The organism is Pedobacter sp. N23S346, from assembly GCF_048515415.1.
Classification (GTDB): Bacteria; Bacteroidota; Bacteroidia; order Sphingobacteriales; family Sphingobacteriaceae; genus Pedobacter.
Genome location: NZ_JBLYEE010000005.1, coordinates 135,064 through 150,217 on the forward strand (window position 1 = coordinate 135,064; position 15,154 = coordinate 150,217).

Genomic DNA, 15,154 nt, shown 5'->3' on the forward strand with positions numbered 1-15,154 from the left:
AATGAAATACGGTAGACTTTTGTATGCTTTGCTGCTTGCCCTTTCTGTTTCTACTCTTGCCAATGCACAGGAAATTGTAAATGACCACATGTTCCATGCGTTGCCTGCAGCAAAGCGCTTCAGCGATTTCGACAGTAAAGGCTTTCTGATCAATCAGAAAAGAACCTTTTTAGTTTCTGCAGGTATGGAGTATGCCCGGGTGCCGCATGAATTGTGGCGGGAGCGCCTGCTACAACTTAAACGTGGAGGCTTCAATTGCATTGAGATCTATACCATCTGGAACTTTCATGAACCCACGGAAGGGAAATTTGAGTTTGATGGTGACCAGAACCTCGATCAGTTTCTTGCTCTTGTGAAAGAACTGGGATTATATTCGATTGTGCGTATTGGCCCATATTACTGTGCCGAATGGGATCAGGGTGGTTATCCCATCTGGCTACGCTTTAAACCTTGTTTACGGGTGAGGGAACCGAATGCCGAATTTGAAAAATATGTAGACCGCTTCTTCGACCATTTACTGCCTATTGTAATGAAACACCAGATTAATAAAGGTGGCTCCGTAATTTTAGTGCAACTCGAAAATGAACACCCTAAAGGTTGGGGAACTGATATGCCTAACGATTACTTTAAACATTTACAAAACAAATTATTAGCCATGGGAATGGAAGTGCCCTACTTTTTTAGCGGCGTACATCATGCAACTGATCCTGCCGGAAAAGAAACACTCGATGATCCGAAAAGACCTAATCCGTGGTTTTCTACAGAATTTTGGAGCATTTGGTATTCGCAATATGGCGCTAAACCGACAGATGCACCCGTTTACGACCGCCGTACCTGGAAAATCATTGCCCATGGCGGCAACGGCTATAACTTTTATATGGCACATGGCGGATCTAATTTTGGCTATACCAACAATGATGAAGACGCCGCCTCATACGATTATGGCGCTGCAGTGGGGCAAGCCGGAGATTTACGCCCGATTTATTATACTTTTAAACGTGCCGGATACTTTGCACGCAGTTTCCAGGACATATTGGAAAACAGTACCGACGCATCCATAACTTATCAATACTTAACACCAGATACTACACTAAAAATCACGGCAAGAATGAGCGAGGCCGGAACGTTGATTTTCCTTGATAATTCCGCTGAAAAACAGATTACAAAAACCATTACGCTTAAGGGGCTACCTCCTTTTACGGTTAACTTATTGCCGGGCGAGATCCATCCGATTGTACATCAGTTTAAACTGAATAATCAAGTAGAATTAAATTGGGGATTATCCAGAATCTACAGCGTGGTTAAACAGCAAAATACCACTACTTTAATCATAGAAGCAAATGCAGGAGACCCGCTATATCTGAATTTTATTACAGATGGAAAAGCTATTGTTAAATCTACTGTTCATATTAGTGACTTGAAAGTAACCGGCAAAAACGTTACTTTAAACACCGTGTTTAAGCCCACGGAGCAACCTTCCCTTTATCTTTTTAAAACAGGCGATCAACTGGTTCGGATCCTGGTAATGGACAAATCGACAACCAATAAAACATGGATCACAGCCGAAACAGAGGGTGAAGCGATTGTTACTGGTGTTTCTTATCTTGGTGAAACGAAACTGAGTAACACAGGCTTTAAAGCAGCAGCAACCTATCCATTAGCTGCCGCAAAAGATACCCACGCAATGCTTTACCTCGAAGATGGGGTTAAAAAAATGACTGTTAGCCCTATTCAGGATGTTAAAATAGATACGCTGATTCATTTAACGCCCTGGAAAAATAAAGATGCTTCGGTTTTTGCAGCATCTGCTACAAATAACGGGAAATGGTTAGCTAGTGAAAATCCATTACAAATGGGCGAAGATGGAAACCTGACCAATTCTGCCTGGTACCGCACAAAATTTAATGCACCTTCTACAGGAAAATACACATTACAGTCTGATGGGGGCGACCGTGCAACGGTATTTGTAGATGGAAAGCTGGTAACCAACTGGAAGATCAGAAATGGTGAGCTAACCCTAGACCTAAAAAAAGGTCTTCATGATCTTGCCTTTTTTACCGCCCATGATGGTCGCGATAAACTAGCTGCCTACCTCGGCCCCATAACAGACATTGATAAAAAAGGACTTTCTGGCATTACCCGAATTAAAAAAGGTGGACCATTTATATTTACCCTTGATAAGTGGTATTTCACATCAGCGCCAGATTCCTTGTCCATTAGAAATGGCCCACCCCTACTCGACACACTCAAAACTGCAAAATATAAAATTGGAGCAGATGCCTTCAACCTTAAAGAGGGTTATGGCTGGTTTCAAACCATTATCAAAGCCCAACCAGGCCTTTCCAGCCTAACGGTCAGTTTTAAAAGTACGGATGAAAATGCAACTTTATTTATCAACGGCAAAAAAGTATTAAGACACGAAGGCTGGAATATTCCTTTTGAATATAAAATTACAGATGCAGCTATTTTAGCCAAACCGATTGAACTCTCTGTTTTTATAGAAAACGTAAGTAACGAGGGCGGTATCGATCAGCCTGTTAAAATAAACACGATGGGAACGGGAACCGTTTTAACCGGATGGAACATGAAAAATGGTGTAGATCCCGAAGATGCTTCCGTGGATTGGAAAAGCCTGATAGGTACAGATTCGTTAAGTGGTCCACAATTTTACAGATCCACTTTCAATCAGCAAAAAATAGCCAACATGCATTTGATCTGGCGTGTTCATCCTTATGGCATGGGGCACGGTTCAGTTTGGATTAACGGCCATAACCTGGGGCGCTATCCGGAAAAAATCGGCGATATCGGTATGTATATTCCAGAGCCCTGGCTAAAAGAGGGGCAGAACGAGATGATGATTTACGATGAAGACGGCAAAAACCCTGAAAAAGTGAAGATAGTGATGGAAACCGCATCCAGCAAAATCAGTTATCAGCTGAAGGCGCAATAGATTAAATAATAGCAGAATACTAGCACATACAATAATAGAACCTTATGGAATTATCAAATAATAGATTTACCACGCTCGATATATTTAGAGGAATGACCGTCTGTTTCATGATCATTGTAAACTCTCCTGGTTCGGGTGCAGCGGTATGGTCACCGCTAGATCACGCAGCCTGGTTTGGCTTTACGCCCACTGATCTCGTTTTTCCATCCTTTCTATTTGCAGTTGGAAATGCCCTCAGTTTTTCTAAGAAAAAGATTGAAACCAATTCTGCTTTTTTAGCCAAGATCTTTAAACGTACCGTAATCATCTTTTTGCTGGGCTACCTGATGTATTGGTTTCCCTTTATGCATCGGGATCATGGTAACTGGGTATTTAATTCTTTAGGCCACACCCGTATTATGGGCGTTTTGCAACGAATCGCCTTGTGTTACTTTTTTGGTTCGCTTATCGTACATTACTGTTCAAAAAAAGCAGCCATCATCATTTCTATTGCACTCCTGCTAATCTATTGGGCATTTCTACTGTTATACGGAGTACCAGGAGAAGAATATAGCATGTTGGGTAATGCAGGCACTAAATTGGATATCTTAATTTTAGGTGATGCCCATTTATACCACGATCACGGCGGCCCAATAGCTTTCGATCCGGAAGGATTATTGAGCACCATCACAGGTATCGTGAACGTTATTGGTGGCTACCTTGCAGGTGCTTATATCCAGCGTAAAGGGAAAAATTTTGAATGTGTGGCTAAGCTATTGATGATGGGCGCATTACTGATTGGCGTGGCTTTGTTTTGGGGACAATTTTTCCCTATTGCAAAAAAATTGTGGACTAGTTCTTTTGTATTGCTTACCATAGGTTTGGATTTAGCGATACTAGGGATCTTAATTTATGCCATCGAACTTAAAAACATCAAATGGGGAACAAACTTCTTCCTGGTTTTTGGAAGGAACTCTTTGGCTATCTATCTTTTATCAGAATTACTGCTGGTTATTTTTCAATTGGTGCAGGTACAACAAAGCATAAGTTTCTACAATTGGATCAACAATATTTTTTACCAGGTAATTTTCCCCGGTGCATTTGGCACCCTTGTATTTGCGGTAAGCTTTATGATGCTCTGCTGGTTTGTAGGTTACCTGATGGATAAAAGAAAAATTTATATTAAAATCTAATCCTGCATGTTTGCTAAATTCTCCCGCGTACACTCCGTTATACTATTGCTGCTTTCTTTGTCACTGTCAGTTCATAGCCAGCAGCAGCAATCAAATGGCAATACACTTTACGTTGATCCATTTGTTGGCACAACGAAAAGTAATGTGTTAACCAGTTGGGGAGGCAATGGAGGCACTTATCCAGGTGCGGTAGCCCCATCGGGCAATATTCAACTCTCGCCAGAAACGCGGGTAACCGGAGCGAAAGGATACGATTACAGCGATAAACATATTTTCTTTTTTAGCTGTTTTAAGCACTTCAGCGGTTTCCCGGAAGGATCTTCAGGACAGGTATTCATCCTCCCGGTGGAGAAAGGAAAAAATTTTGAACCAGGAAAATATAACCGCCCTTTTAGTCATACGCAGGAAGAGGCAACACCAGGCTATTATAAAGTGGTATTTACCGATAATCACACCATTGCCGAAGCCGCAGCAAGTACCCGAACCGGGATTTTAAAATTCACCTTCCCTGCAAAGGTAACACCGCAAATCTACATTGGCGAAGCCGGAAATCTTACCCTGAAGAGCAAACGTTTGGTTTATGGATCTTCAGGAAATACTACCGTTAACCTATCATCCAACATCATTGAATCCGATAGCGTTAAGGGCGGGTATTTATTAAGCTTTGAAAAATCAAATACAGCAGCACAAATCATCACACTTAAAATTAGCTCATCTACAGTAAGTTTTGAAGGTGCACAACAGAACATCGATAAAGAAATTGGCCAACTCGACTTTGAGACTTTCCGGGAAAGAACAGCTAAAGAATGGGGTACGCAACTGGCTACAGTGGAGATCAAAGATCCTTCAGTTGAAAATAAAAAGGTTTTTTATACGGCACTTTATCATTCGCTGCTCATCCCCTGGATAGTTTCTGATATAGATGGAAAATACAGAGGAGCTGACGGAAAGACTTACCACACAAAAGGAAAAAATCAATATGGTGGTTTTTCCCCATGGGATACTTTCCGTTCTTTACACCCCCTACTCACATTATTATATCCCGAAAAGCAAAATGATATCATTCTATCCATGCTAGATGTATATGAGCAAACGGGATATCTGCCAACAGAAACCATGACTGGAAATCATGCCGTACCAATCATTGTGGATACCTACCTGAAAGGAATTACTGGTTATGACCGAAACCTTGCTTATACCGCAATGCGGAAGAGTATTTTGGAAGGCCCGTTTGCAAAAAACGACATGAAAGTGTATCACCAGTTAGGATATGTACCCTTTTCCAGGTCTGAATCGGTAACCAGAACGGTAGAATACGCGTACGACGATTGGGCGCTGTCGCAATTTGCAAAACTGGTAATGAAGAACAAGCCAGATCAGCAATTACTGGAAAAACGTGGCTTAAATTACAGGAACCTTTTCCATCCTTCAGATCTGTTTATGCTGCCAAGACAAGGCAACACGTATAAATTAAACCCCGGCATGACGGGCTACAAAGAAGGCAACAAATGGACATACACTTATTTTGTTCCTCATAATGCCAAAGACCTGATTAATTTGCTTGGTGGTGCTGAAGCATTTTCAAATCGTTTGGATTCTGCGATGACCAATAACGTGATCCTTTACGACAACGAAACCGTGCTGCATTTGCCTTACTTGTTTAACGCAGCCGGTCGCCCGGCACTCACGCAGCAATGGCTAAGAAACATTATGCTCAATCGCTTTTCTGCAACTCCTGGTGGCCTGCCAGGCAACGACGACCTCGGTTCAATGTCGAGCGCCTACATTTTTAATGCCATTGGGTTTTTTCCGATTAGTCCCGGAAACCCAAATTATGCCATTTGCGCGCCTTTATTTGAATCTGTAACCCTGCACCTGGCCAATAAAAAAGATTTGGTGATCCATGCACAGAAACAATCTCCAGCAAATAAATACGTCCAATCGTTATCTGTTAACAAACAAATTTACAACCAGTTAGACATTCCACATCAGCTATTGGCTAAAGGCGGTCGGCTGGACTTTGTAATGAGTCCGATTGCAACGCAAACGTGGCCAACAAACAGAAATCCGATATCACTTTCGGCAACCAAACAAGATGCTAATATTAAACTTTTAAAATATAGCATCAGCAAAAAACAAGTTAACCCTAACGAACCCTTCCAGGTACATTTCACCTTAAAAAACGAAGGAAGCCTCGGAACCAAGAAAGTTATTATTTACGCAAACGGAAAACCATGGTTGTCTAAATCATCATTAGTAGCACCTGGAGCGACTATTACAGACTCCATCAGTGGTCGCCTGTATGCATTAGGCAACATAAAAATTGGTACAAATCCATCTGCTAACACTTCTATCAGAGTTATTGCCCCGAAAAAACCAGTCGCCCAACCTTTTCAGATTGTTGAACTGAAAGCAAAACCAATAGTAAAATTAAACACCGAACAGGGAATCAGCTATCGCATTAAAAACATTACGGGAATAGCGCAAACCTTTAAACCCCAGGTTATCCTTAATGATTCCCAAAACAAGGAAACACTGCTTTATACTGATGAAATATACCTGTTGCCAGGTCAGCAAAAAACCATCAATCATCGGTTTGGCGTAAATCAAACTGGCTTGCAAACCATCAGGATAGGAAACAGGCAATCAATATTCAAAGTTTATGAAACACCTTTAACATCTTTACTTTTAGATTTAGACCTTAACAAATTACATAGTAATCAAGTTGCAGATGCTTCCGGATTTAATAACAACGCATTGCTGATTGGTGGGTCAAATGATGGTAGAAAGCATCTTATTGAATTAGGTGACAGTACTTATCTGGAAATTCCAAATTCTCCAAGCCTGGATCAAATGGGGAATAACCTTAGTATGATGGCTTGGGTTTATCCTACCGGAGACGAAAAAGGTTTGACAGATATACTCACAAAAGGAGATAGCCACGTTATCCAGACTACAGATAACAAGACACTAACATTCTTTGCTAGTGGCTGGGGAAGAGGCGATTGTACCATAAAATTACCTGCTGACTGGAAAAACAAATGGCATCATGTTGCTGGCGTTTGTGAGGGCGATTTACTCACCGTTTACCTGGATGGAAAACCAGCAGGCAGTACAAAAGTAGATGGCATCGCCAATCTTTCTAACACCAGCCGATGGCAAATTGGCCGTAATGAAGAATTTCCCTCAGAAAGAATATTCCACGGGCAGATGGATCAGATTAAAATTTACAGCCAGCCATTATTGGCAAAAGATATTGAAGATTTGTTTGAAATGGAAAAAGGCAGGTATTAAAAGAAATCAATCAGTTTACCTACTCGTTGGCATCTCACCAACCAGCCTAATTTTTATCTCTTTAATTGAATTTACAGGCATCAGTTTTTCGGTTGGCGAAAATAATTATTACAAATAAGGTCGTGCCATTTCATCCGCAACAGCAAGATTTTCAGCACGTTTGGCGATATCTGCTCTTTGCAATGCTGCTTTCAAATTTTCCTGATCTAAATCCTGACAATAAGCGGGCTCACCTGGTTGTTGTCTCCACGAATCAGAAAGCAAACCTCCATCAATGGCATCGAAGCCAATTTCATTAATGAGTTTCATCACAACTTGTTTTTGTTCTTCATCATTACCAGCAACTGATAATGCAATTCTGTTTGAACTTGCTGCCGGAACTGCTTTCTCGGCTAAACTTGGAGCAACAATATTATTAAAGGCTTTAATCACAGAATGACCAATCACTTTTGCCGTCCATTCACTATCTGTCATTCCTTCTTCTATATCGGTATTTTCTCCATCACGGGAAGGATAATAATTTCCTGCATCAATGATAATGGCTTCCGAAACCGACAAAATATCAAGCGGCAATTTTACCATTGCCTTTTGTGGAATGGCGATGATGACAAGGTCTTTTGCATCGGCAGCTGCTTCAACAGTTACTGGATTCGCTCCGGTTTTCTCTGCGATTTCCCGTAATGACTCCGGTCCGCGTGAATTCGCAATTTTAACTTGATGTCCAAGTGTTGCTAAATGTCCGGCAAGAGAACTTCCAATATTACCGGATCCAATAATTCCTATTTCCATATTTGATATATTTTATTATGACTATTATTTTATTTTAAACACGGGGATCAATTCCGTACTGATCAGGTGCCCCTAAATGTTCGCGTAGCGTCTTGCCCTCATAATCTTTATGAAAAAGCCCACGTTCCTGAAGGATCGGAACTACCTCATCCACAAAGGCATCGATACCATCATCGTTAACGTCGGGAGAAATCCAGAATCCATCTGCTGCCCCGGCTTCAAACCAAGCCTGCATGTGGTCTGCCGCTTCAATGCCTGGTCCCACAATCACCGGATGATAATCGATCACGCCATGGGCGAGAATATCTTGCACGCTCCATCCCTCTTTTGCAATTTTTAATGCATGTGAAGAACGAGGATCATAACGGGACGGTCGGGCATTATCAAGGAGCGCTTTTGAAAGTGGCTCATCCATATGCATAGCATCAATTGGAACGCCCAGCATCTGCTGAAGATAGGTGGCCCTTTGTAGAAATAGATTCCCTGTTAACTGAATACGGCGATCGAGTGCCGTGCGTCTATCTTTGGCAATGGTAGTCATCAGGCCGGGAATGTATTTAATCTCGTCGGGATTGCGCCCGTATCGTTTTGCCGCCGCCCTGAACGCATTGCGCTGGTCGTGTGCATCTTCAATAGTAAATGCGGCACCTATAACTGCATTGGCAAAACGGCCGGCCAGTTCATAGGCATTTGGACTGCCCCCAGCATGAAAGATGATGGGCTGGCCCTGCTCAGATGGAGGAATATAGAGCGGCCCTCTCGAGCCGACAAATTTACCCTGTAAATTAATGGGAACGATCTGCTCTCTCTTTGCAAACTGGCCGCTTTCCTGGTCATGAACCCAGGCGTCTTTTCCCCAACTTCCCCAAAGCGATTGAATCAATTGAATAACTTCATGAGCACGTCCATAACGATCTTCGCTGGATGGGATTTTCCTGCCGTAATTTGCAGCAACATCCTCACCGCTTGAGGTAATAGCATTCCAACCTGCACGGCCATGGCTCATCACATCCAGCGCTTTAAATTGTCTGGCCAGGTTGAATGGTTCGTTAAAGGTGGTAGAACCTGTGGCCACCAAACCTATTCTACTGGTTTCGCGAGCCACTGCAGCCAAGGTGAGCATCACATCCAGATTAAAGGCTGGCGCTTCCATTCCGATATCCGCTAAGACAGCACCTGGCCCATCAGGCAAAAATATAAACTGGAATTTCCCTCGCTCTGCCGCCTGGGCCTGTTTTACACGGGCATCAAAATTGGTATAACTTTCAGCATCTATTCCTGGCATACGCCAGGCACCAGGCTGAGAGCCATACCCATTCCCAAGATGAAGACCGATGAGCATTTGCTTAGCAGTGGAAAGGTTATCTATTTTCTCGTTTGAAGAATCCATAATTTTATGATTACATGAGTTTTGAATAGATTTTTTTTTGCAAAGATAAAAGCAAATTGCTTTACTTTGTATAGTCCTTTCCCAAAGGAAAGCGGAATAAACTTTCATATTATTATGGCACAGAAAAAAGCATATTGCCCCTGCATAGAAACGGTAATTCCGGTAAGGGATGCCCTTGATGTGATCAACGGCAAGTGGAAACTTCCTATCATCATTTCAGTCAGCATCGGCAACGAACGGTTCACAGATATCCAGGACAGCATTCCAGGCATCACGCCAAAAGTTCTGGCAAAGGAACTGAAGGATCTTGAGCAGCATAAACTGATCAAGCGACATGTTAAAGATGAGTATCCTGTTAAGATTTTATACAAGGCAGAGCCCTATGCAGATACATTAACCCCAATCATTTATGCCTTAAAAGACTGGGGAATCAACCACAGGAAAGTAGTCACAAAAGAATAATGCGCTAAACTATTGCAGATCTGCACCTTTCCAGTACAACCATTAGAATTTACAGGTATGAGTTTTCAGTTGGTGAGACACACCAACCGAAAGCCTGTAAATTATTTTTGACTCGCCAGCCCTTTTTTAATCTTCATCATTATACTGTCAGGAACAAAATTAGGGAGTTTAGAATTAAACCAATTTTGAAACCCGACTACTTTTTTTCCATTTCCTTCCAATAGATGCCTTACACCCTGCATTGCCACTTCCTTAGGATGCATCGGCTTAGTTTTGTGCAGATTTGTAGTTTGCATTTCGCTTGTCGTAAAACCGGTATCTACCGTGCCTGGATATAGAGAGATAACGGTAACACCGGTTCCTTCCAGTTCGGCATCGAGTGTTTCGCTAAATGCCTTTACAAAAGCTTTGGTAGCAGAATAAACAGAAAAATAAGGCATTGGTAAAAATGAAACCACCGAGCCTACGTTCATAATTCTGCCAGTTTTACGGGCTACCATATCTTGTGCAAAAAGCTTAGTCAATACCACCAAGCTGGAAATATTTAATTGGATCAGGCTCAATTCTTCTTCCAATGATGTTTCAATAAAATGGCCATAGTTGCCCACACCTGCATTATTAACCAGATGGCTTACTAATAAATTTTCTTGTTGTACCTTTTTGTAAAGGTCTGTAGCAGCATTTGCAACTGATAAATCTGCCACGAAATACTGAACCATAATGCCATATTTTTTTGTTAAATCAGATTGCATTTCTTGCAATTTACTTTCTGTACGGGCAACCAATATCAGGTTCGTTTTTTTGGCGGCTAATTCATTCGCCATTTCGTAGCCAATTCCTGAAGATGCACCGGTAATTAATATGTATTCTTTCATGTTGAGTAAAGTTGAAGTGTGTAATAGTTTTTTCGTTTTTCAATTAAACTATCTATTGAATTTATGATGTCTTATCACTAGAAATTCACGCTGGAATTTGAAATAACACCCTATAAAATGCAACTCATTCTGTTGGATTCGATTTTGAATTTCATCTTATAGGGTACATTATTTGATCAATTGCTATTTAAGGAAATCAGTATTTTGATATTCCGGGTTTGGGTACTTATAAAAGCCTTCTCCAGTAGCAATGCCGAGTTTATTCTGATTTATAAAGTTTTCTTTCAGAAAATCCCGTCTTTCTTTCCATATCTCCTCACCGGTTAATTCTGCATAGGTACTCGTTACATTATATGCAGTGGTCAGTCCAACAAGATCAGCCATAGACATAGGTCCCAAATCAGCTCCCAAAGTTTTCATCCAGGTTTTATCAATAGATGATGCATTTGCAACACCGTTGCGGTATAAATCAAGACCTGCTATTAACCAAGGCACTAAAAGTGAATTCATCACATAACCAGGTTGTTCTTTATAAATTGGAATGGTAACCATTCCAATCGTTTTCGCGAAACCTACTACCTCTTCAAATATTTCAGGGTTTGTACCGGAATGTCCCATAATTTCAGCCACATTATTCTTCCACAGGTGAGTAGCAAAGTGCAGTGCTAAAAATCGCTCTGGTCTTCCTGTTTCAGCCGCAAACTGGCTTGGTAAAAGTGTAGATGAGTTGGTGCAGAAGATCGTTTTTGCCGGCGCCACAATCCCTAATTTTGTATAAAAATCCTTCTTTATCTGAATGTTTTCTGGGATCGCTTCGATAGTAAGATCAGCATCTTTTACAGATTCGGCCAGGTTTATCGTAAAACTTATTCTTGATACGGCATCATCAAGATCAGCAATAGTGGCATTTATATCTTGTTGATACATTGGCTTGAACTGTACAAATTTTTGTTTGGCGTTTTCCAGCAATTCATCGCTGATATCAAATAATGTAACATTATATCCGTGATAAGCCGTGTGAAAAGCGATCTGCGCACCCAGTACGCCAGATCCAAATACGGTAACGTTTTTAATTTTCATCATGTTAATTTTTAAGTATTCTATTAATGAGGTTAATCAGGAACAGTTGCAATTCTAGAAACGGTTCTCTCGATCTATTTTGACCCATCATATCTTTTCATCCAATTGCGGCGGTATCAATTTATACATCACCGGCGTAACAATCCTCGATAATATGGTCGAACTGATCAAGCCACCAATAAGCACAATAGCCAGCGGTGCGATTTGCGGGTTCGGGTTTAAAGCAATGGGAATAAGACCACATATTGCCGTAATAGAGGTAAGCACAACTGGCAAAAATCTCGTTTCCCCGGCAATGTGAATCGCCTCATCTATACTTTTTCCTTCCTCTCGCAACTGATTGGTAAAATCAACAAGTAGGAGCGAATTTTTGACCTGTATGCCAGAGAGGCCAATGAAACCAATAATGGATACCAGCGACATTGGGTTTCCGGTGATGAGCAGAAATATTACCCCCCCTAATACACCAAGTGGTATGATGGATAGCACAATGATGATTCCCTTAAATGTTTTGAATTGCAGTAGCAATACCCCAATAAAAAGAAATGTACTTAAAATGATCACTGCAAGAAAGTTGCCTCCTAAAGCATCGCCCTCTGATTCAGCCTCACCTGATAATTTATAATAGTAGCCCTTCGGCATTTTCATCTGGTTGAGCTGAGGGACAAGATCTTTTAAAATATCATTAGCAAAAACATTGTCTTTAGTTAGCGATGTTACCTTAGCAAACCTCGATTTATTAAAATGATTAATCGCGGTTGGAGAGGTTTCAAAACCAATTGTTGCAATCTGATCTACCTGAATTGGCGCACCCTGGATGTTGTTTACATAAAGGTTTTTTAAAGCATCCAGGTTAGAAAATTTTTCTCTGGGCAGGGTGAGCACCACATTACGCGAATCTCCCCTGTCATCAATGTAATCACCAACGTTCAAACCTGCTACAGCCATTCTGATCACCTTATCAATGTCACTTGTCATCACGCCTAAGGTTCGGGCTTTCTCTTTATCAATTTTAATTTTCACATCTGATTTATCGGTATTCAACTCATTGTTGATGAAAAAAGTGCCCGGATGTTTGCGCAACAGTGCCTCCACTTTGAAAGACAGCTTTCTTAGCGTATCCTGATTGTCTCCAAACACCCTTACTACAATATTTGCCTCAATCGGTGTTCCCTGTTCAAAATCTTTTACCTCAATTTTGGCATAGGGAAAGTTTTGAAATTTATTCCGCAGCGTTTTAATTAACTCAGTTTTTTCATTAGGGTCAGTTTCTTCATCCATCTGAACAAAAACCTGTGCAAAATCTGGCTTGATGTCTTGCTGATGAACATTGTAATAAATCTGCGGATTGCCTTTTCCTACATTTGAGGTATAATAAACGATCTCGTGATGCTTTTTCAGCTCATTTTCCACCAGTTTGGTTACCCTGTCACTCTCTGGAATATCTGCCTGCAGTGGCATTTTTATGTTCACCAGGAACATTGGTTTTTCTGAAGTAGGGAAGAGTTTGAAACCGGCAAGTGAAAATAATAGAAATGCCAGTACACTTAATGCAAGCGAAAAACCAATGGTTACCTTTGGCCATTTTAATGCCAATGGCATTATACCGCGATAAGAAAAGGTTAGAAACTGTTGCAGTTTTTTAAGAAAGTAGTTACCTTCTCCATGGCTATGCGTTTTTAGAATTTTACTCCCAACGAATGGCACCAAAGTCAGTGCAACAATCATAGATGCCAAAACACTTGTAATAATCGCCATTGGCAAACTGCGGATAAACTCTCCGGCCATATCTGGTAAAAAAGCCAAAGGTAAAAAGGCGATCACGAGTGTTGCCGTACAGCCTACTACAGCGGCCCCAATCTGTTTAGTACCCTTCAATATCGCATCCTTCTTGGAGTGCCCTTCCCTAAGCCATCTTTCAATATTTTCAACGACAACAATACTATCATCAACCAATAACCCCAATGCTACAACAAGGCCAACAATGCTGAGCTGATTTAATGAAAAGCCCAATAAGTTCATTGCAATCAGGCCAAGGGCCAGTGAAAGCGGGATAGAAATCATTACAATTAATGAAGCCCTGAAACCAAGTGGCAATAAGGTAATCACCACCAAAAGAATTGCCAGCCCGAAATCGAAACCCAGGTGCCCCAATCGTTTTGAAACCATATCTGCCTGATCAAAATTCTTGATCATTTTAATATTCTCAGGTAAACTGCGCGTAAACTCCTCCAAAATGGGCGTGTACTCTTTTTTTACCTGGCTAATGTCTACATTGTCTTTCATGGCCGCAGTAACCAGTATGCACCTATGCCCGTTGATGCGGGTAATGTGGTTAACGATGCCGTCTTTATAGCTTACCTGAGCCACATCTTTTAGGTAGATAATCTTTCCGTTGGCATTATAAATAACCGTATTGGCCACATCTTCCACGCCTTTAAATTTTCCACTGGTTTTAACGTTGAAAACTTTGCTGTCCAGATTAATGCTTCCGCCCGGTATATCTGCCGCTTCACTTTGCAAACTTCCCATTACCAGATTAAGGGGGATTTTCAGCTGTGCAAGCTTATCCAGCTGCATATCAATCCGTATTTCCTGTTCAGGCATTCCGGTATACTTTACTTCCCGAAGGTTCGTAATCTTTTCAAGTTTGCTTTTTAGGATGTCTGCATTGTCTCTCAAAACTTTGGAAGATGCAGAATTGGAGATCAGGGCAACCTGAAAGATTTTCACATCAGATGATGCGATTTTCTCAGTCTTGATCTGATAGATTTCCTTTGGTAGTTCACTGTTTTTAAGGGCGTTAATCTCTGTGGAGATCTCCTGATACTTATTGTCTACATCAACTCCGTATTTAAACTTGATTTGTATGGCGGCAACCCCATCTTCTACAGTGGTTAGAATTTTATCAATATTCTCCAGTCCATAGATTTTATTTTCAATGGGTTTAACCACCTGTTCTTCCATGTCTTTCGGGCTTGTGCCCGGGTAAATTACCGTTACCAGGTATTGTGGCGGATGGGTAGTCGGATCCTCTGACCGCGGCATGGTAAATAGCGTAAGCACACCTACTACCGCTACCAATAGAAATATGATGAGGGTAAACTGGTAGTTCTTAACGGCGAAATTTGTAATCTTCATA

9 protein-coding genes are annotated in these 15,154 nt (G+C 41.2%); 4 read left to right on the forward strand and 5 right to left on the reverse strand.

What is annotated here, in order from left to right; translation table 11 throughout:
- Nucleotide 1 precedes the first annotated feature (1 nt).
- Genes ACN1CD_RS10970 through ACN1CD_RS10980 form a run of 3 tightly spaced genes read left to right on the forward strand, consistent with a single transcriptional unit; the run spans nt 2 to nt 7,416 of the window.
- Nucleotides 2-2,950, forward strand: a complete 2,949-nt coding sequence (locus ACN1CD_RS10970) for a beta-galactosidase (protein WP_419130435.1) — start codon at nt 2-4, stop codon at nt 2,948-2,950.
- Between the two features lie 44 nt (nt 2,951-2,994).
- Nucleotides 2,995-4,122, forward strand: a complete 1,128-nt coding sequence (locus tag ACN1CD_RS10975; protein ID WP_419130436.1) for an acyltransferase family protein — start codon at nt 2,995-2,997, stop codon at nt 4,120-4,122.
- 6 nt (nt 4,123-4,128) lie between these two features.
- Entirely contained in the window at nt 4,129-7,416 is a 3,288-nt protein-coding gene (locus ACN1CD_RS10980; protein ID WP_419130437.1) for a GH92 family glycosyl hydrolase, read from the forward strand.
- Between the two features lie 108 nt (nt 7,417-7,524).
- On the opposite strand, the gene ACN1CD_RS10985 is transcribed toward ACN1CD_RS10980, so the two are convergent.
- A complete protein-coding gene (locus ACN1CD_RS10985; protein ID WP_419130438.1) occupies nt 7,525-8,205 on the reverse strand; it encodes an NADPH-dependent F420 reductase in 681 nt (226 codons plus the stop codon).
- Between the two features lie 34 nt (nt 8,206-8,239).
- Nucleotides 8,240-9,703 (reverse strand): NtaA/DmoA family FMN-dependent monooxygenase, encoded by a 1,464-nt coding sequence (locus ACN1CD_RS10990; RefSeq protein ID WP_419130439.1) that lies wholly within the window; start codon nt 9,701-9,703, stop codon nt 8,240-8,242.
- Between the two features lie 6 nt (nt 9,704-9,709).
- Between ACN1CD_RS10990 and ACN1CD_RS10995 the strand changes: the two genes are divergently transcribed.
- Complete coding sequence (locus ACN1CD_RS10995) at nt 9,710-10,057, forward strand: winged helix-turn-helix transcriptional regulator (RefSeq protein ID WP_419130440.1); 348 nt, start codon at nt 9,710-9,712, stop codon at nt 10,055-10,057.
- Between the two features lie 101 nt (nt 10,058-10,158).
- Here the strand turns inward: ACN1CD_RS10995 and ACN1CD_RS11000 are convergent, their stop codons facing one another.
- The 3 genes from ACN1CD_RS11000 to ACN1CD_RS11010 all read right to left on the reverse strand — a co-directional run bounded on the left by ACN1CD_RS11000 (nt 10,159) and on the right by ACN1CD_RS11010 (nt 15,153).
- Nucleotides 10,159-10,932: an SDR family NAD(P)-dependent oxidoreductase gene (locus ACN1CD_RS11000; protein WP_419130441.1), complete on the reverse strand. Its 774-nt coding sequence runs from the start codon at nt 10,930-10,932 to the stop codon at nt 10,159-10,161.
- Nucleotides 10,933-11,115: 183 nt separating this feature from the next.
- The gene (locus ACN1CD_RS11005; RefSeq protein WP_419130442.1) at nt 11,116-12,015 is read right to left on the reverse strand and encodes a 3-hydroxyacyl-CoA dehydrogenase; all 900 of its coding nucleotides are present in this window, start codon (nt 12,013-12,015) and stop codon (nt 11,116-11,118) included.
- Between the two features lie 84 nt (nt 12,016-12,099).
- A complete protein-coding gene (locus tag ACN1CD_RS11010; protein ID WP_419130443.1) occupies nt 12,100-15,153 on the reverse strand; it encodes an efflux RND transporter permease subunit in 3,054 nt (1,017 codons plus the stop codon).
- Nucleotide 15,154 lies beyond the last annotated feature (1 nt).